Source organism: bacterium 336/3 (assembly GCA_001281695.1).
GTDB lineage: Bacteria > Bacteroidota > Bacteroidia > Cytophagales > Thermonemataceae > Raineya.
The window spans coordinates 3,395,084-3,414,754 of record LJIE01000001.1 but is presented as its reverse complement, the minus strand read 5'-3'; the positions used below and the strand labels follow the sequence as shown (position 1 = coordinate 3,414,754).

19 protein-coding genes are annotated in these 19,671 nt (G+C 32.4%); 10 read left to right on the top strand and 9 right to left on the bottom strand.

What is annotated here, in order from left to right:
* Positions 1–187: 187 nt before the first annotated feature.
* The 3 genes from AD998_16085 to AD998_16075 form a co-directional block, all read right to left on the bottom strand.
* Positions 188–745, bottom strand: coding sequence for a hypothetical protein (locus tag AD998_16085; protein KOY88251.1), 558 nt, complete (start codon positions 743–745; stop codon positions 188–190).
* A gap of 82 nt (positions 746–827) precedes the next feature.
* Positions 828–1,631 carry a pyrroline-5-carboxylate reductase gene (locus tag AD998_16080; protein ID KOY87455.1) on the bottom strand — a complete coding sequence of 268 codons (804 nt, stop codon included), beginning with the start codon at positions 1,629–1,631 and terminating at the stop codon, positions 828–830.
* Between the two features lie 22 nt (positions 1,632–1,653).
* Positions 1,654–2,295, bottom strand: a complete 642-nt coding sequence (locus tag AD998_16075; GenBank protein ID KOY87454.1) for a methyltransferase — start codon at positions 2,293–2,295, stop codon at positions 1,654–1,656.
* Between the two features lie 30 nt (positions 2,296–2,325).
* Between AD998_16075 and AD998_16070 the strand changes: the two genes are divergently transcribed.
* From AD998_16070 to AD998_16040, 7 genes are all read left to right on the top strand, one after another.
* Positions 2,326–3,081, top strand: coding sequence for a hypothetical protein (locus AD998_16070; GenBank protein KOY87453.1), 756 nt, complete (start codon positions 2,326–2,328; stop codon positions 3,079–3,081).
* A gap of 97 nt (positions 3,082–3,178) precedes the next feature.
* A complete protein-coding gene (locus tag AD998_16065) occupies positions 3,179–3,991 on the top strand; it encodes a glutamate racemase (protein KOY87452.1) in 813 nt (270 codons plus the stop codon).
* 104 nt (positions 3,992–4,095) lie between these two features.
* The gene (locus tag AD998_16060) at positions 4,096–5,073 is read left to right on the top strand and encodes a polyprenyl synthetase (GenBank protein ID KOY87451.1); all 978 of its coding nucleotides are present in this window, start codon (positions 4,096–4,098) and stop codon (positions 5,071–5,073) included.
* Between the two features lie 11 nt (positions 5,074–5,084).
* Positions 5,085–5,561 carry a hypothetical protein gene (locus AD998_16055; protein ID KOY87450.1) on the top strand — a complete coding sequence of 159 codons (477 nt, stop codon included), beginning with the start codon at positions 5,085–5,087 and terminating at the stop codon, positions 5,559–5,561.
* Positions 5,539–6,156, top strand: coding sequence for a hypothetical protein (locus AD998_16050; protein KOY87449.1), 618 nt, complete (start codon positions 5,539–5,541; stop codon positions 6,154–6,156). The genes AD998_16055 and AD998_16050 overlap by 23 nt, the downstream gene beginning before the upstream one ends.
* A 657-nt stretch (positions 6,157–6,813) precedes the next feature.
* A complete protein-coding gene (locus tag AD998_16045) occupies positions 6,814–7,965 on the top strand; it encodes a DNA-binding protein (GenBank protein ID KOY87448.1) in 1,152 nt (383 codons plus the stop codon).
* Positions 7,966–8,105: 140 nt separating this feature from the next.
* Entirely contained in the window at positions 8,106–9,164 is a 1,059-nt protein-coding gene (locus AD998_16040) for a serine hydrolase (protein KOY87447.1), read from the top strand.
* A 522-nt stretch (positions 9,165–9,686) separates the two neighbouring features.
* Here AD998_16040 and AD998_16035 read toward each other — a convergent pair.
* Positions 9,687–10,274: a hypothetical protein gene (locus AD998_16035; GenBank protein ID KOY87446.1), complete on the bottom strand. Its 588-nt coding sequence runs from the start codon at positions 10,272–10,274 to the stop codon at positions 9,687–9,689.
* A gap of 96 nt (positions 10,275–10,370) precedes the next feature.
* On the opposite strand from AD998_16035, the gene AD998_16030 reads away from it, so the two are divergent.
* Complete coding sequence (locus AD998_16030; GenBank protein KOY87445.1) at positions 10,371–10,751, top strand: hypothetical protein; 381 nt, start codon at positions 10,371–10,373, stop codon at positions 10,749–10,751.
* 10 nt (positions 10,752–10,761) lie between these two features.
* Here the strand turns inward: AD998_16030 and AD998_16025 are convergent, their stop codons facing one another.
* A complete protein-coding gene (locus AD998_16025) occupies positions 10,762–11,238 on the bottom strand; it encodes a hypothetical protein (GenBank protein KOY87444.1) in 477 nt (158 codons plus the stop codon).
* Between the two features lie 160 nt (positions 11,239–11,398).
* Positions 11,399–12,682 (bottom strand): 4-hydroxybutyrate CoA-transferase, encoded by a 1,284-nt coding sequence (locus AD998_16020; GenBank protein ID KOY87443.1) that lies wholly within the window; start codon positions 12,680–12,682, stop codon positions 11,399–11,401.
* Positions 12,683–12,886: 204 nt separating this feature from the next.
* Between AD998_16020 and AD998_16015 the strand changes: the two genes are divergently transcribed.
* Entirely contained in the window at positions 12,887–13,366 is a 480-nt protein-coding gene (locus AD998_16015) for a hypothetical protein (protein ID KOY87442.1), read from the top strand.
* A gap of 26 nt (positions 13,367–13,392) precedes the next feature.
* Positions 13,393–15,903: a hypothetical protein gene (locus AD998_16010; protein ID KOY87441.1), complete on the top strand. Its 2,511-nt coding sequence runs from the start codon at positions 13,393–13,395 to the stop codon at positions 15,901–15,903.
* Between the two features lie 48 nt (positions 15,904–15,951).
* Here the strand turns inward: AD998_16010 and AD998_16005 are convergent, their stop codons facing one another.
* The 3 genes from AD998_16005 to AD998_15995 all read right to left on the bottom strand — a co-directional run bounded on the left by AD998_16005 (position 15,952) and on the right by AD998_15995 (position 19,556).
* The gene (locus AD998_16005; protein KOY88250.1) at positions 15,952–16,608 is read right to left on the bottom strand and encodes a hypothetical protein; all 657 of its coding nucleotides are present in this window, start codon (positions 16,606–16,608) and stop codon (positions 15,952–15,954) included.
* Positions 16,609–16,849: 241 nt separating this feature from the next.
* Positions 16,850–18,229 (bottom strand): hypothetical protein, encoded by a 1,380-nt coding sequence (locus tag AD998_16000; GenBank protein ID KOY87440.1) that lies wholly within the window; start codon positions 18,227–18,229, stop codon positions 16,850–16,852.
* A gap of 73 nt (positions 18,230–18,302) precedes the next feature.
* Positions 18,303–19,556: an imidazolonepropionase gene (locus tag AD998_15995; protein KOY87439.1), complete on the bottom strand. Its 1,254-nt coding sequence runs from the start codon at positions 19,554–19,556 to the stop codon at positions 18,303–18,305.
* Positions 19,557–19,671: the final 115 nt, after the last annotated feature.

Genomic DNA, 19,671 nt, shown 5'->3' with positions numbered 1-19,671 from the left:
TAAAAAAAAGATGAAAACTTATGCAACCTCCAGCCGAGTAGTGGTGTCTTATAGATGTAAAACAAATAAATCAAAAAGTTATGAAACGTTTAGATTCCATCCAGACCCAAAATTTAGTTTTCTTGAAAATCTTTTTAGCAAGTACAGCTCTTTTGAGTGTATTGAAAATGGTTGTAGCTTAATGGCTCTATGCAAAAATACCTATAATTAGGGCATTCAAACAAAATCCTACTAATGTAGCCCATACTACCTCACTTATATCGTGAGCTTTCAAAGATAGTCGGGCAGTAATGACCAAACCTAAAAATAAGGCTGTACAAGCCAAAGGAATAGCCAACGAAGATTCTGAATACTTAAGAGCCAAAGCAAACATTCCCCCAAACACTCCACTCATAGCAAGTGAATGAGCACTGATTTTATAAAAAAATGTAATAACAGTTAGTGTCAAGAGTGAAATACAAATCCCTGCAAATACAACAAAAAAACGATGGTCAAGGTGTGTCCTTTGCGTAATCACCCAATATAAGTATGCTGTCAGTATATACATAGCTGTAATAATAGCAAAAGGATAACGTCTTTCTTTTCTATCAGGTAAACTAAGGCTACTAATAACTTTAAATTTTCTGATAGCTACCATAAAAGTAGTAGGTATTAGGAAAGTAAAACTGAAACCTACTTGTAATAAAAAAAGTCTTAAATCTTTATTGGGTACAGAAATAAGAGTAGGTGATAAATATAAAAGCACACCCATTACCAAAGTAGGTAATAATAAAGGGTGAAAAATAATAGAAATGATATATGCAGTTCTCTGGTTCATAAGTTTTTGATTAATTTCCTAACTCTACAGCTCTTTTAAAAGCATCTTCCAACCCTTTTTCAATACCTTGATTTACTTCTAAAACTTCAAAACGTTCGAGAGCAGCTTCAGTAGTACCACCTTTGGAAGCTACTTTTTGTATCCATTCTTGGCAGGTAAGGTCGTTTCTTTTTTTAAGGTGGACTGCTCCTAAAAAAGTTTGTTCTACAAGCACTTCAGCTTGATTTTGTGTAAATCCCATATGTATGGCTGCTTTAATCATGGCATCCATAAAATAATAAACATAAGCTGGTCCACTACCCGAAATAGCTGTTACAGCATCCAACTGGTTTTCATTATCAAAATATAGAGATTTTCCTGTGGTATTGAGTAAGTTATGTATCCAAAAAAGTTCTGATTTATTTACATTTTCAGTAGAAGTAAATCCTGTCATCCCCATTCCAATCATGGAGGGTAAATTAGGCATAGCTCTCACAATTTTTTTTATTTGTGGCAAAGCTTTTTGAATATTTTCCATTTTCACACCAGCCATAACAGACAAAATCATCTGTTTTTCATGTATAAAAGGTACAAGTAATGGAAATAATTCTTTTGTGTCTTGAGGTTTTACAGAAAGAATAATCAATTCCATATTTCTAATGTATTCACCTACTTCATGATATACATTTTTAAAGCCTAAAGATAGAAAATGTGTTACACTTTCTGGGCGATGTACCAAAATATGAAGGTCTTCAGGTTTTACTGCATGATTTGCAATAAAATTATCTGCATAGGTCTTCCCCATGTTTCCACCACCAATAATCAATATTCTCATAACTTTTGAAGGTTTTGTGTTCTTATTTTTTTCGAGCTATCATCAATCCGTCCCTGATAGGCAATAAGATATTTTCAACTCTTGGGTCTTCTTGCACAAACTTGTTAAAGTTTAATAAAGCATTTGTATCTTTATCATTGGCTTTTACCTCTTCTACAACTTTACCACTCCACAAAACATTATCGGCAATAATCCACCCACCTGAACGAACTTTATCAAATACCAAATGATAGTATTCTAAATAATTGATTTTATCTGCATCAATAAATACCAAATCCCACGTTTCTTGAAGTGTTGGAATAATTTCTAAAGCATTCCCCGTTTTATATTCTATTTTACCCTCAAAGCCACCTTTTTTAATATATTTTGTAACAATACCTTCTAATTCTTCATTGATGTCAAGAGTGATAATTTTTCCATCAATAGGCAAGCCTTCTGCAAGACATAAAGCTGAATAGCCCGTATAAGTACCTATTTCCAAAACCCTTTTGGGAGCAAGTAAATAGGAAATCATAGATAAAAACCTGCCCTGCAAATGCCCTGAAAGCATACGAGGCATCAACACCTTTAGATGTGTTTCTCGTACAAGTTCTTGAAGATAATCAGGCTCTAGGCTTGTATTGTCTTCGGAGTATTGAGCAATGAGTGTGGGTAAAAATTCCATAAAAAATAAAATAGATTCCTATTCAGTAGAATGTTTATCAAATTTCTTAATTTTACCAACAATTTTATGAAGATGCAAAGAAAATATTTTTTAGCCCTTTGTTTTTATATCTTGTATTTGGGTGTAGCAGTTGCTCAAGACACTATTTGGTACACTGAGAACGGCAAGCGTAAATATGAAATTTACAAAGGAGAAGAAAACGACAAAAAAAACTTTCGGACATTTGTCCCTCGTTTTGCTTTCGGTTTCAATACACTTAGCCCTAATACATACCCTACAAAACTTATGAGTTCTCGTTTTTGGGCATTAGGTGGGCAATATCGCCACAGAATTAGCTCTGAAAAAGCAGCTATTAGTTTGGGAGTAGGCTTGGAGTTTTCTTGGAATAACTTACGTTTTGATGGAAATGAATATCCAAGTAAAACAGCTACTGAATTGGTATGGCTACAAGCATCTCAAGAACCAACCCGAAATAAACTTACACTTGTCAATTTGAGTGTACCTATTTTGGTTTACAAAACTTTTGAAAACTGGCGAGTAGGATTAGGAGCATATGGAGATTTTACCATTTCAAGTTTTACAAAATTGCGTTATAAAGATGCGAATGGAGAAAGTGTAGAGAATAAAACTTTCTCAGATTTTTATATCAATCGTTTTCGGTATGGGGTGCAATTAGAGGCAAAATATAAATTTATACGATTTTTTGGTAAATACGATTTACAAACCTTATTCCAATCGGGTAAAGCACAAGATACAAGAATTATAGCATTTGGAATAGGAATATAAAATGAATGCTAAATGGTGAATGAGAAAATGGATAAGAGTTGATAATGGTCAATTTTGCTTCTTATGTCTAAATTCTTTTTTCTAAATAAAATTTTTTATGCTCAAAAACCAAAAGCCTGTTGGCATTTATGATAGTGGTATTGGTGGACTTACAGTGATGAAGGCTGTACGAAACTTGTTACCCAATGAAGATATTATTTATTTTGGAGATACAGCTCACTTGCCCTATGGCGACAAATCTACAGAGGCTATTCAATCTTATTCTATTAAAATTGCAAATTTTTTGCTTTCGCAAGAGTGTAAAGTGATTTTAATTGCCTGTAACTCAGCTTCTGCAGCAGCTTACAAACTTCTAAAAGAGTATGTAGGTAGCAAAGCCCATGTCCTCAATGTGATAGATCCGATGGTGAGCCTTGTGGCAGAACAGTATGCTCAAAAAACAGTAGGTTTGATAGGTACAAAACAGACCGTTAATTCTAATGTTTATGCCAAGAAAATCAATGATTTGCAAATGGGGATAACACTTAAATCGCTGGCTACGCCTTTGCTTGCTCCCATGATTGAAGAAGGTTATGCTGAAAGAAATATTTTAAACAATGTAATTGCTGACTATCTCACTAATCCCACATTAGAAGGCATAGAGGCTCTGATTTTGGGTTGTACTCATTATCCACTGATTATGCAATCTATTCAGCAGTTTTATGAAGGGAAAGTGGCTGTTTTGGACTCTTCGGCTGTGGTAGCTCGCTCACTGAGAGGTTTACTCGAAATGCAAAATATGCTCAATACACAAGAAAATAAAGGAACAAGTCAGTTTTATGTTTCAGATTATACACAATCGTTTGAAACAACGACACAACTATTTTTTGGAGAAACTGTAAGTTTGAAACATTATCCTTTGTGGGAGTAAAACCTTATGCTTCTTTTTTTTGTTATAAAAATGTGCTAATATTGCCACCAATGCAACATAAAAAGTAGAATTTTGTTCTACTTCTTCAACCAACGCTCATTTGAATGCCTTTAAATATTGATGATATACAAGCTCCTATCCAACAAGAGATGAATCTTTTTGAAAAAAAGTTTCGTTCTTTTATGCAGAGCAAGGTTTTTTTGTTGGATACAATCACGCACTATATTGTAAAAAGAAAAGGAAAACAAATGAGACCTATGTTTGTATTCCTGACAGCTGGGGCTTGTGGAGGTATTACTGAAAAAACATATCGTGGAGCTTCTCTCATTGAACTTTTACATACAGCCACTCTTGTACACGACGATGTAGTAGACGATTCGATGTACAGAAGAGGCTTTTTCTCTATCAATGCTCTTTGGAAAAATAAAATCGCAGTATTAGTTGGTGATTATCTCCTTTCTCGTGGATTGCTTCTTTCTGTAGATAATGGCGATTTTGACCTGTTGCAATATGTTTCAACAGCTGTACGTGAAATGAGTGAAGGAGAACTTTTACAAATTGCTAAAGCTCGAAAACTAGATATTACAGAAGAAATATATTTTGAAGTAATCAGGCAAAAAACAGCCTCTTTGATAGCTTCTTGTTGTGCTGTGGGAGCAAGCTCGGCAGGGGTAAGCTCAGAAACTATTGAAAAAGCCAAACTTTTTGGCGAAAAAGTGGGCATTGCTTTCCAGATTAAAGACGATTTGTTTGACTATGGAGATGCTGAAATAGGAAAACCTGTTGGTATTGACATCAAAGAAAAGAAAATGACCTTACCACTCATTCATGCTCTTTCTAAGGCTTCGTGGCTCGAAAAACGCAATATTATTTACCTTATCAAAAATAAAAGCCATAAAAGCAGTGCTGTTGCTGAAGTCATTTCCTTTGTAAAAAACAAAGGAGGTATTGAGTACGCTCAAGAAAAAATGATGAATTATTACAACGAAGCAGTAACTCTTTTACACGAATTCCTACCCGAAAATACCTACCGAAACTCTCTTGCAGGCTTGCTGCAATACACGATTGAAAGGGTGAAATAAATTTTAAATTAATGCTTGTAAATGATATTATAGGAAAATCAATTACCAATATCCATTGTGTTTTTGAATCAGAACCTTATGGGTTGGATATGTCAGAAATATTTATAGAATTGGATAATCATTTGATGATTGATATTCCATTTAGTTTAAATGATACTATTTGGATAAAAGAACTACCTGATAATGCAAAACCTGTTTTTGAGGAAAAAATATTGAAAAAACCACCCAAGATTATTTCTTACTTTCTTAAATTGTTAAATTACAATTTGTATCATGAGTATAAAAAAGATGAGTTAAAAGAGAATGTTTTAAATAAAAAGATCGTGGGGCTGATTCTAGAGATAGATGGATTTCATTCAGATAAAAGTTTTTTGCTTTTAGAAAATGATTTTTTAATTACAGAGATAATAGCCGCTCCTCATGGTACTAGTCGTGCGGGTTTACATATATTCAAGAAAAATAAAGATGAAAAATTTAGCCACAGTTAGTTTTGTAAAACTTGAATTAAGCATTTTAGCTAATGTTTTAGGAATCGAAGAAGAAAATTGTAGAGGAACAATATCTTCTTTCTCAGGAAATATGGATCACTTCTTCAAAAAACTTGATGACCCCAATATCAAACCAGAACTCAGGGAACTACTAGAAAGACTTAAGAAAAAACACACTGAACAACTCCAGAAAAAAGCTCAGGAATGGGATACAAGAAGAAAGAAAAAAAATGATTTGGAGGCATTTTCTATAGACAGTATTATGCAAATGCTACATGATGGTATTATAAAACATAAATATCAAGATGATTGGACATATCTTGCAGATTTAGAGACAAAAGAATTTTTAGAAAGAATTGCTGGTAAAATAGCCCCTGAAGAAGAAACAATTCTGATTACTCCTGAAAGTTATCGGATAGGATTTGCTTTTAAAGCTGATTGGCATAATATGATGAGTTTTTGTGAAAATGTTTTTGACGAAATATTTAATTTGTATTTTGTTCAAGAGCATGATTATATTTTTATATTTCCTAATTTAAAAAAAATATGCACTTACCACCATGCGAATTGGAGCAGTCAAATTTATATTTTATAGCATCTTACTAATAAGTATTTTACTCTGTTTAGGGATATTTTTATTTCTATTTCCTAAACATAATAACTATTATTTAATTAAAAGCATCTTACTGTTCGTGATTTGTAATCACGAACTATTATCATAGGTTTTACAAACCAAAAATAGATTAAAAATCTTAGGATAAAAATTCGGAATTACAAATTCCGAATAGCGAGATAAGAAATTCAGATAGATAATATGCACTAGTGTTTACAGAAATAGGTGGGGTAATTACAGAACTAGAGACATTTACTATGAACGTGATTTAACATTATTAATGAGATTTATAATTATCTGTATAAATTGACTCTAGACTTTGGTGACAAAAAATTGTTGTGTGGTAAAATATACAACACTATTAACTCTAAAGTTTTGGATTATAAAATAAATGATGAAATGATTTTATTTTTTGAAAACGAACTTGACGTTCATGAATTTGAGATAAGAATTAACAACCACTAATATTGATTTCGCTTCACTAATTTTCAATTGGCAATATGGTGTTTCTATGAAACATTTGTGTAAGGCTCAACAGTAAGAATTCTATTGAACATTTGGTGCTAAAATTCTTCACATTGCCAAGCTGTATCATTACCTACAAGCTTAAAAAAACTTTCCTGAAAATAAAAATGAGATATGAATAACATTAATTTATTAGTAACAATCAGTTTAATAACCATTTTTATCTCATTATTTCTATCCTTGTTTTTGGTTACTGTCAAAACAGAACATAAATTAAGTAATCGTCTTTTTGCTATTTTTCTGGTTCTAACTTCTATCGATATCATCGGAAGTCAAGGCGATTTGTTGCCAATACCTTTGAGTGCACGAATTTTTATAAGCTCCTTTTTTTTCTTACAACTCCCCACTTTTTATTTATATGTATTATCTGTTTGCTATTCTGATTTTAAGTTAAAACCAAGACATTTAATTCATAGTATTCCTTTTTTATTATCAAACTTCATTTTGTTCCCTCGCTTTTATACTAGAGACCTTGCTTCTAAAATTCGTTTTCTTGATAAAAGTAGTAGTATGCTGGAAATACAATTCAATCATGTTTTAATTCACATTCAAATTGTATTATACATCATTGCCGCTTTTATGTTATTGCGAAAAGCAAAAAAAATATATCTTGAAAATTATGCTGGAGCAAGTATAACATCGTTGAATTGGTTATTTCAATTTACTGTGGCATTATTGGTCTTTTTTGGCATCGCTCTATTAAAAAACATCTTTAAATTTTCAGAATATCCTGCTATTTCCGAATGGTTAAAAATTGGACTTTTAGTATTTGAACTGATTATCATTTTTTGGTATTTATATAAAGCATTAAATCATCCTAGTTTATTTAGAACTATTGATTCAAAATTACAATTGGTCTATACTCTTATTTTAGAAGAGAAAGAGAATGAACAATTAGCTACAAATGAAAAAAAGTATGATCAAAAAATATTGAAATTGCAACAATATATGATTGAACAAAAACCATTTTTAAATCCTTCCTTAACGATTCAAGATATTTCTGTTGCTATTGAAATTCCTGTTCGAGACCTATCTATTTTAATTAATCATCAATTAAATCAGCATTTTTACGATTTCATCAATACCTATCGTATAGAGAATGCTATGGCTATTTTAAAAGATGTTACAAAAAGTAAGGTTACTATTTTAGAAATTCTATATGAAGTAGGTTTTAATTCAAAATCTTCATTTAATACTGCTTTTAAAAAACACACGGGTAAAACACCAACCGAATTCCGTAACAATCTATCAAACAGTGTTTTGTAATTATTCGAACGCTTCTGTTGAAAAAAATCGTACTTATTTTTTAATACAAATGCGTTCGAATACTTGCATTCGGTCGCACAGGAGTGGCTTATTTTTCAAATTTGTATCGAAATATTTTTTTAACATTAAATTACGATACAATGAAAATCTCATTAAAATTTTTAGCGATGCTTTTATTAATTAGCAACTTTTCTTTTGGACAAGACATCTCCAAAAAAATTGACTCAATATTAAAAGAAAATTATCAAAAAAATCCAGACATAGGTATTAGTGTCGGTTTTATCAAAAATAATGAAGAATATTATATCACATATGGTAAACTAAATAAAGAAAGTCAAATTGATATTAATAGAAACTCCTTATTTGAAATAGCATCTATTACTAAAATTTTGACATCCAATCTCATTGCACAGGCAGTCATTGAAGACAAATTAAAACTAAATGATTATATAGATAACTACCTTCCTAAGGAATACGTTTTGCAAAAAAATCTTAAGAATAAAATAAAAATTTCAGATTTGGCTTCTCATCAATCTGGATTACCCGATTTAGATTTTGGAAAGTTAATAGCATTAAATCCGCAACAACCAGTAAGTAATGTAACTAAAAAAACATTGATTGATATAATTAATAATTGTAGTGAACTAACTGATTATGGCAAATATCGCTATTCAACAATTGGCTATACATTACTTGGACAAATATTAGAAAAAGTGTACGGAAAAAGTTATGAAGAGATTATTAGAAAAAAGATAATAAAGCCGTTAAGAATGAAAAATACATTCACTACGGATTACAATATAAAAAATACAACTAAAGGTTATAATCCCGATGGAGGTGTTCAAGAGTTCTTCAAATGGAATATTACCGCATCTGCTGGATTAATAAAATCTAATGCTTCTGATATGATTACTTTTTTAAAAGCAGTCTTAAATAAGGAAACTAAAATTGGTAAAGCTGCCATCATTACGGAAAAAATATATTACAAAGATGAAAAAAGGGAAATGGGATTGGGTACAAACATCATAACAGATGACAATAATACACTTTATCAAAAATCAGGTGATTCTATGGGACAATCTTCAATACTATGTTACAATAGAGCTAAAAATTGGGGAATAATTATACTTATCACTCAAAGAAACTCAAAAATCAGAAATAACTTATTAAATGAAATTTATGATACTATTTTGAAATAAATAAAGTTAATAAATAATAGCAGTTTCAAGAAATTAGGGTTTTAGGGATTAATTTAAAGTTTGTTTTGTGTTTTTGATTTTCAGTGTTTAATCAACAGTTTTGGGCTTAACAAATCCCCAATTTCTTAAATTCTTGAAACGTTAGCTGTAACCCTAAAACAACACCTCATGGTTATTATTTACCAAAGAAAAAAGGAATAAATGATTGGATGGGAGAACCTAAAAGCAAATATTATGACTTTCGTAAATGGGACAAGAACATATTTACCTATGATAAAGATTCAAGAAAAGAAAGTTCGAACCACTAACATTGGTTTCGCTTCGCTGATTTTCTAGAATACTCTTATAACATAATCAATCAAAAATAAATGGCTTCAATATATAAGACCCAAAAATTTGCTAGATAGTATTGGGTCTTATTATATCCTATGAATAGTTGAATAATCAAACAGATTTGTTACAACTTAAAATTGACGAAATTTATAAAAAGAATGCACTGTTGTTTGACAGCTATGTGTACTTTTAGATACAAATTTTAGGTGTTTCTTCTAAATCGTCACTAAAATACCTTTTAGAATATTCTTGTGTTTTGGAATGGGCTATAAAGTAAGCCCATTTCTGATATTTATAATGCCATTCATATTTAAAAATATACCCCTCTCTGTATGTATGTCCTTTTGAAGTAACAGTATTTACTTTATAATCAATAAGGAATGTAGGTTTAGTAGTAGTTTTTTTATCTAAAAAAGAATAGACCTTGTAAAAAGTTTTTTTACCTTTCTGTTTGAGAGTAAAAACTATTTGTTTGTCTGAGGAATTGATAATGCCTGTATATGTAAACTCTTGATAATCAAATGTAATTTCTTGAACAACCTTTTTTCTTCTTTTTAATTTCTGAAAAACTTTAGAAAGTTCACCTTTATAAAATATGGACGTTTCTAAATCCTTTAATTTATAAGGAATGGGCTTTAATTGAGATTCAACTAATAAATAATCCATCAAAAAACCTGAAGTTTCAAAAAGAAAAATAGTTTTTTTATCACAAAACTCTAAAAAATGAGTTATATGAGTATTGGGGTCTATGTAAAAATAAAGTCCTTGAAAGCTCATAAAAAGTTAAATGTATTTTGTTATAAAATAATAAGCTATAGATGCAATCTATTTGCGTACTATCTTTAAATCTTTTAAACACAAACAAAACAACTCATGGAAAAGAAATTAATTAGCACCCATTCAGTTTTTGAGAGAGATATGGCATTTTCGAGGGCTGTGGTTGTAGATAAAATGATCTTTGTATCAGGTTGTACTGGCTACAATTATGCCACCCATACTATTTCTGATAATGTGGAGGAGCAATTAGAGCAAACCATTCAAAATATTATTTATGCTTTGGAACAGGCAGGAGCAAGCCTTTCGGATGTGGTGAGAGCCAATTATATCGTTCCCAACCCTCAAGATATAGATAAATGTTATCCTATTGTTCAGAAGTATTTTAACGATATTCGCCCAGCCTGTACACTCATTTGTGCAAACCTAATCAGCGATAAAGTAAAAGTAGAAATAGAAGTAACAGCTATCAAAAAATAAAAAGCTTGGTTTAAACCAAGCTTTTTTCTTGAAGAATTTGAGAAATTTCTGTCTTGACATGCTCTCCAAAGAGATCAGCTTCAAGCATATTAGCCATTGCTTCAAAATACTCGATAACATCTGTACGAATATTTTTATTGAGCCATCTAAAGCCATTGGGTAAATAACTAAGTACTTTTTTGTCATTTAGATATTCTAGATGATGAATATCTGAAAGACTTAAACCTGCATCTAAAAGTTTCTGAACAAGCAAATCGGCAGGAGCATTGCTTGTTGGGCAAAACTCTTCTGCCATTTCAGACCATTCGCCTGTTCGGTTGGCTTGTGCGAATCGCATAATTTCCTCAGAGGTAAGAGGGGTAAGATTTTGCATTAAATTCCCACAATTACATTTCCCTTGATGTCCCCATGCATATGGAGCACCATCTTTGAGGTTATCAGCACTTTTGCGAAGTGCATCAATCAGTTTTTGAGTTGCTTGTGCCATGACTGATTAAAAGTATTTTATATGAGTGGCATACTAAAAAATCTTTGCTGAGTGTGTAACAAATATACACTATTTTGTGTTCTATAAATACATAACACCTGTTTAAATAAATAAAGTGTTGTAGGTATTTTACTTACAACACTTTGCATTTATAGAATGTTTACCAAAACTTCTTAATTCTTTCAAAAGCTTGCTTTTCTAAATCTTCTCTGTGGTTGGGGTGGGCAATATCTATCAAAGCTTTTACTCTTTGTTTGATGTTTTTCCCAAAAAGATAAGCCACACCATATTCTGTTACAATATAATGTACGTGAGCTCTTGTAGTGGTTACAGATGCTCCATTTTTAAGGAGAGCAGTGATACGTGACAGTCCTTTGTTGGTAGTGGAAGGCAGAGCAATAATAGGTTTTCCACCAGGTGATAGGGCTGCCCCACGAATAAAATCCATTTGTCCACCTATACCCGAATATTGACGCAAACCAATGGTATCAGCACAAACTTGTCCCAATAAATCTACTTCAATAGCACTATTAATGGCTATTACTTTGGGGTTTACACGAATTACAGAATCCTCGTTGGTATAATTGGCATCAAGCATGGCTACCAATGGATTGTCATGGATAAAATCATAGACTTTTTTAGTTCCCATCACAAAACAAGCCACAACTTTTCCTGGGTGTTTTACTTTGTATTTACCTGTAATTACACCACTTTCTACCAGAGGTACAACCCCATCCGAAAACATTTCGGTATGGATTCCTAAATCTTTGTGGTTATTGAGATTAGCAAGTACAGCATTAGGAATACCACCAATACCCATTTGTAGGGTAGACCCATCTTCAATAAGTCCAGCACAGAACTTTCCAATTTTCATTTCTACATCACTGATGGCAAGAGGTGGTATTTCTGGTAAAGCTTCTTCTTGCTCAACAGCATACTTGAATTTACTAATATGTATAAAGCCATCACCATGCGTACGAGGCATCTGAGGATTAATTTGTGCAATACACACTTTTGCTTTTTTGAGAGCAGAGATGGCAGCATCTACAGATACCCCTAATGTACAAAAGCCATGACTATCAGGTGGTGATACATTGAATATAGCAACATCTGTGGGCAATACATCATTTAAAAATAATTCAGGAACTTCACTCAAAAAAACAGGAATATACGAAGCTCTACCATCATCTACGGCGGGGCGTAGAGAGTCTGATACAAACAAAGCATTGATCTTGAGATGTTTATCATATTTTACATCTGCCAACTCGAATTCTCCAAAAGGAGAAAATGCAAGCACCTCAATATCAGTAATATTGTTATTGAGGACATACTCTCCAAACTTTTTTACCATATAACGAGGGTTGGCAGCCACTCCATGAAAAAAAACTCTCTGACCTGATTTTATAACTGATAAAGCCTCTTCGGCGGAAACATATTGAGCCATAGCAATGATAGTTTGTTTTGTTGATACTAAATTCTATAAAATAAAATAAATGAAGGCTGATATTTATCAATTTAATCTTGATTTTAATCAGCAGATAATACTAACACTTAAATTAAAATGTTTTTGAAAATATAAAATGTTTCTTGTATTTCGTGTCTAATTTTTTTTATATTTGGAAATCTAGAAACAATAAACTCTTTCAATATGAAAAAATTACTAAAACTTTATTCTTTGGCTTTAGCATTTGGACTTTCTTACTCTGTAGCAAATGCCCAAGTAACAAATAACGAAGGTGCTGCTCGTATGCCTGAAACAGAAGGTACAAACATTATAGTAGAAAATGAAAAGAAAGCAGTTATAACTGCCAAAGAAAATCATACAATTGTAGTTGAAAATAAAGTGAAGACTGCAAAAACAGTAGAAACAAACACAGAAGTTATAGAATTTAAAAATCTAAATACTACTAAAAAAATTGTAAAAGGAGATAGAATTAAAAGACATTTAAAACCAGAGAAAAAAGAGCAAACAAACTTGAGTAAAAATGGTAAACTAGGTTTGATATTCGTTATTGTAGGATTAGTTTTTATGCTAGTTCTTTGGGCTGCAGGGTTGTGGTATCTGGGTAGTGTTTTACTAACTATTGGGCTTATAATCCTTCTTTTAGACTATTTAGAAATAATATAAAACAAATTAAAAAAATATACGTTTGCATGGAAGCAACCTTTTATAAGGTTGCTTTCGTCTTTTATGAAAATTATCAAATTTCATTTATCTCCAACCCTATGAAAAGACACACACTCTTGTATTTCTTGTTTTTACTGACATCAGTTCAAGTATTTGGACAAAAAGCAGTTATTAAAGGCAAAATAACAGATGCTAAAGGAGAAGTTTTATCTTTTGCAACCATACACATTAAAGGTACAACTTTGGGCACAAGTGCCAATGCTGAAGGCGTTTATAGTTTGCAAGTACCTGCTGGCACACATGAAGTGATAGCACAATACCCAAGTTACAAAGCTCTCAATCAGAAAATTACGCTTAGTGAAGCTCAAGAATTAGAATTAAACTTTTTATTACAAGAAGAAAATACAGATATAGAAGGTATTACTGTAAAGGCTAATGCAGTCAATTATGCTGATGAAGTAATTAAAAATGCTCAGAAAAACAGAAAAAATTATTTAGAGGAACGTCCTGATTATTTATGCAAAGTGTATGTAAAAGGATTGGCAAGACTTACCCAAAAACCTCAGCAGATATTTGGTGAAAGTACAGCAGGGCTTGATACGGGCATTGTGTATCTCTCTGAAAGCGTTTCAGAGGTAAGCTATCAAAAGAGCCCAAGATCGTATAAAGAAGTAGTAGTAGCCTCCAAAGTAAGTGGGGATAGCAAAGGTTTTAGTTTTAATCAGGCCGCTTCTTGGAGTTTCAATTTTTATGAAAATATGGTTGGACAAGGGCTTTCAGAGCGTGGTTTTGTTTCTCCTATTGCTGGTGTAGCTTTTGTGTATTACAATTATAAATGGGAAGGTCAATTCACAGAAGATGGGCTTGTTATCAATAAAATTAAAGTAATGCCCAAACGCAATACAGACCCTGTTTGGGAGGGCTATATTTATATTACAGAAGATACTTGGCGAATCCATAGCTTAGACTTAAGCTTTGATAAAAATCGTCCTGTGGATTTCATCAAAGAAGGGAGTATCAAGCAAGTTTATACCAAACCTGATAAAAATACTGAATGGACTTTACTTTCTCAAAACTTTAACTTTGGATTTAAACTTTTTGGTTTTGGAGGAAAAGGGCATTTTACTAAAGTTTATTCAGATTATAACTTAAACCCAGCATTTGATAAAAAGTATTTTGGAAGAGACTTGATTATTGTAGAAAAAGAATCTAACAAAAAAGATTCATCATTTTGGCAAAAAACACGTCCAATGCCTTTGTTAGCCTTTGAAAAAGAAGATTATAGAAAAAAAGATAGTGTTGAAAAAGTACAAGAAACGCCTCGTTATAAAGATTCAATAGATAAGCTCAATAATAAGTTTAAAACTACTTCTTTATTTTTTGGCTATACTTATCGAAGTACAAAGAATAAATATAGTATAGGTTTTTCATCACTTCTGAATGAAGTTTCTTTCAATACTGTTGAGGGTTTAGTCTTGAATTTACGTTTAGCCTATCAAAAAGAATTGAAAGATAATAAAGAAATTAGCATTGTTCCTGTCATTCGTTATGGATTTAGTAGTAAAGATTTTTATGGAAAACTTAGGCTTTCTTATCTACTTAATCCACGAAAGTTTACAAGAATCAGTATAGAAGGAGGGAAATTTGTAGAACAATTCAACCCCAATGCCATAGAAGCTTCAATCAATAGCTCTGCATCTCTGTATTGGAAATGTAATTTTATGAAACTCTATGAAAAAACGTTCTTGAATGTAGGTTATAGAGGAGAAATTTTTAGTGGATTAACCATTAATACAAATTTAGAATATGCTTTAAGGCGAAAATTGGATAATACAACAGATTATAGTTGGAGTAAGAATAATAATAGAGAATATACATCTAACGACCCACTCAACAACGAATTGACTGATACAAGATTTTCGGATAATAACGCCTTGATTTGGAATGTAAATCTTTCATTTGTTCCCAAACAACGTTATATCAATCGTCCTGATAGTCGTATTCGTATCCGTTCCAAATATCCTACTTTTGAACTCAGCTACACAAAAGGCTTGAATATATTGGGTAGTGATATAGACTTTGACCAAATAGAAATAGGAATACGTGATAATTATCGTTGGGGGCTTTTGGGCTCAGGAAGTTATAGAGTCTTTGGAGGACAGTTTTTAAATACTCGTTCTATGACATTTATAGATTATCAACATTTTAATGGAAATAAAACATTTATGGCATTTCCGAGTTTTAGGGCGTATCAACTATTAGATTATTATGCTTTTAGTACAACCCGTAGATATGTGGGAGCAAGTTATGAACACCACTTCAATGGATTTTTCTTCAATAGAATTCCATTACTCAAAAAAGCTCGTATTCAAGAAGTTTTTACTTGTAATTATTTGTTCACAGAAACTAATGGGAATTATATAGAATTAGGGGCTGGTATTGAACACATTTTCAAGATTTTACGAGTAGATTATTTCTGGGGCTTGTTAGATGGTAAAAGTTATGGTAATGGAGTTAGAATAGGAATAGGTTTCTAAAAATAAAAGCCCTCTTTACGGAGGGCTTTTTTGTAAAAATTATGCTGTTTATTTCGTTTCTAAAGAGGCTTCTAAACGAGCTTTGTATTTTTGAGCATTCATACGTTCAGAAGAATTGTAATAATCTTTAATCAACTCATCATACACACCAATAGCAGCTTTTGCGTCATTTTTCAACTCATAAGCTAAAGCTAATTTAATGAGATAAGTAGGTGTAAAGAATTGATTTGGATAATAATTGGCAGCTTTACGATAGTTGGTAATAGCATCATCCAATTTATTAAGTTCCATATTTGCATCACCTATCAGAGCATAAGTTCTTCCTTGAATAATTTTATCATCAGAGCTAAAACCTTCTAATTGAGTGATAGCTTCTTTAAACTTATTTTCTTTCATGAAGGCAATGCCAGCATACAAATGAGCTAATTTACCAGTTTGAGTAATATCATAGGAATCACCTACTTTTTTTGCAGATAAATATTTACCTTCACCTTTTGCAACTTTTCCTAAAGAATCCATTTGAAAAAAGTGTTCAGCAGCATACAATTTAGCAGCAGCTTCGTTTTGTTGCTCAGATTTATAATATCTAAATCCAAAATAGCCACCAACTGCTACTACAAGTGTGACAAGTCCAGCTAATACCCATTTCTGATTTTTCTTCAAAAACTCTTCAGTTTTATCCAAAACCAAACTTGGGTCTTCCAATACGCTATCTGTAGCTTCTACAGGTGTAAAAGTAACCTCTTTGTTTTGGTCTTCTTGGGCTTTTTGCTCAGCTTTTTTCTCAAATTGCTTTATTTTAGTCATTGCGATTGTATTTTTGAACCGCAAATTTACAAATAATTTTTTATAAACCAAGAAGTATTATAAAATAAGTATGAAAATAGAAAAAAGCCGAATTGTTCGGCTTTTTGAGACAACTATACAAAACTTTATAACTCAATAACTACATTCTACAAGCAGCTTCTTGATTTCGAATATTTTCTTCTGCTTCTCTTTTCTTACGAAGCTCTTCCAAACGTCTTTTTCTTTCTTCTTCTTGCCTCTTTTTTAGGTCGTTACGATTATTGTTGGTTGTAACAATATTGGTGGTCGCACCTTCAATGGGAACTAAATCAATATCTGCAATAATAATATTTTCACCTGTTTTACTTTTAATAATGTTGCTATAAGCTTGATATTTAGCTTCTTTATTCACACTCTGGTCATAACTGTCTTTAGGAACATTCAAAATAACCATGTATTCGCCTGTGTAAGGATTGCTCCAAGCATCTTTTGTGCTATTACAACAAGTTTCTTTTATAAGAATTCTTTTTTGGAGTGGACGCTTTGTTTTAGCATCTCTCACAACACCCTTGATAATCAGGGTTTGATTGGGTTTCATTTCTTTAGGTGACTTGGTTACATCTGCAAAATAAATGTCTCCATCTCTGATAAAATAAGTTTCTTTGCCATCAGAAGTAATCGTAAAACCATAGTCGTGACGAGCTGTATTGAAAGGGGAGCCAATATTATAAACTTTAGGATTTGAACTTACTTTGGCATCTTTGAGAGAAACTTTATAAATATCAAGTCCTCCAAATCCATTATAACCATCAGAGGCAAAATAAAGAGTTTCTCCGTCAGCAGCAATGAAAGGAGAACGCTCATCTCCAAATGTACTTATGGAAAGCACTTTAGGAGAGGTCCAATAACCATTTTGTAAATAGCTGATGTACAAATCCATGGCTCCATCATAATCTTTTCCTGCTGCAACAATAAATACTTTTCCATCAGGAGAGATCGTCATGCCATCTGTAGCATATCGATTTTCTCTAAAAAAACTGGATATTCCTCCACCCAAACCTGTTTTTTTACCCCAAGAACTTCCAAATCTTGAAGCTTTATAATAAGGGCCTCCATCATCTTCCCAACTATTGCCAACTTCATTATGCCAACTTTGGAAATATACTACTTGTCCATCAGGAGAAACATTAGGCTCATCTTCTCCCATTCGAGTATTGATATTGGCTCCAATACAAATAGGTGTTTGCCAATCTTTTCCTTTACGTTCCGAATACCAAATATCTCCATCATATTGAGGCTGTCCTTTAAAAGTAGTATAGTTTGCTGTTGACCACGGCATGAGCCCTCTTGAAGACATAAAAAACATATATCTTCCATCTGGAGTGATACTCATGTTTACTTCTCTATATGAAGAGTTGAGTCTGTATTGTTTGGAAACAGGAATATTGGCTGGCTGTTCAATAATTGTGGCTGTTCTTTGAGCATATCCATTCATCCAACAGCACAAAAACCCATATATAAATATAAACCATTTTTTCATAATAAAGTCTGATTAATACACTATCAACAAATCTACTTATTTTTTGTGATTTTGTCAATTAATTTTCAAACTCTTATAACAAATGTTTGCCTACTTCTTCACCATTTTTCCAAACCAACTCAGGTTTAAGTTTTCCTTGCCAATACAGAATTTCTCTGTAATCATCACAGGCAAAAGCAAGCATATCTGCAAGAAAATATTTTTCGAGTCTGCCTCTATCATGTAAATTTAACGCTTTGGCAGCCCTAAAAGTGATACCTGCCCAAGTTTCAGCAGTAGAAAGTTTCTGGCTTGCTGCCAAAACAGAAGCCTGTAAAAGTAAATCGCCCATAGGAGCAGAACCAGGGTTATGATCAGTAGAAATAGCCACACAAGCTCCAGCATCTAATAGTTTGCGAGCAGGGGCAAAGGGCATTCCTAATCCCAAAGATGCCCCAGGGAGTACAACAGCCACTGTATTACTTTCTCCAAATAGTTTGATTTCTAAATCTGTACTAGCTTCCAAATGGTCTGCACTGAGGGCTTCTAATTCAATAGCCAATTTACTGCCTGCTGTACTAAACTGATCAGCATGGATAGTAAGCTCAAACCCTGCTTCTTTGGATTTTTGGAGATAATACTTTGCTAAATCGTAGGGGAAAGCAGTTTCTTCTACAAAAATGTCAATTCGTTTGGTTAAATTCTCTTCTTTGATTTTTGGGAAAAGTTCGGTAATGAGATAATCGAGATATAATTTTTTATCTGTAAATTCTGGTGGTAGTGTATGAGCAGCCAAACAAGTAGAAACTACATCCATAGGAGTTTGTAGAGAAACCCTTTGAATAGCTCTGAGCATTTTGAGTTCATCTTCTACAGAAAGTCCATAACCACTTTTTATTTCGGCAGTCGTAACGCCTTCAGTCAGCATTTCAAAAGTTCGCATGAGCGTAAGTCCTGTTAAATCTTCTTCTTCTGCTGCTCTTGTTTTTCTGACACTATCCAAAATACCTCCACCTGCTTTTGCAATGTTCAAATAACTTTCTCCTGCAATACGCAAGGCATAATCTTTCGACCGATTACCAGCAAAACAAATATGAGTATGACAATCTACAAACCCTGGGGTAAGCACCCAATTGCCTGCGGGTAGCTCCAAAATATCTACATTTTCGTCAAGAGCTTTTTTTACCAATACTTCAAAAGAATCTATTTCTGCAATTTTTCCATCAATAATCCAAACGCCAACATCTTCCAAAATTTCTAAGGAGGAATCTTTCATAGCACCTTTAAAAGGCAAATTGCGTAAAGTAATGGCTTGTTTGAAAGAGCCTATCAGTTTTTGATTTTCCATAAAATTGTCTCAAGAATTTTCTTGAAAGCAAGTTAAACAGAAATTTGATGGGATAAAAGATAAAAAAGTGGTAATGGAACTACAATTTTTACAATTGGGTAATAGTGGAGTCTTT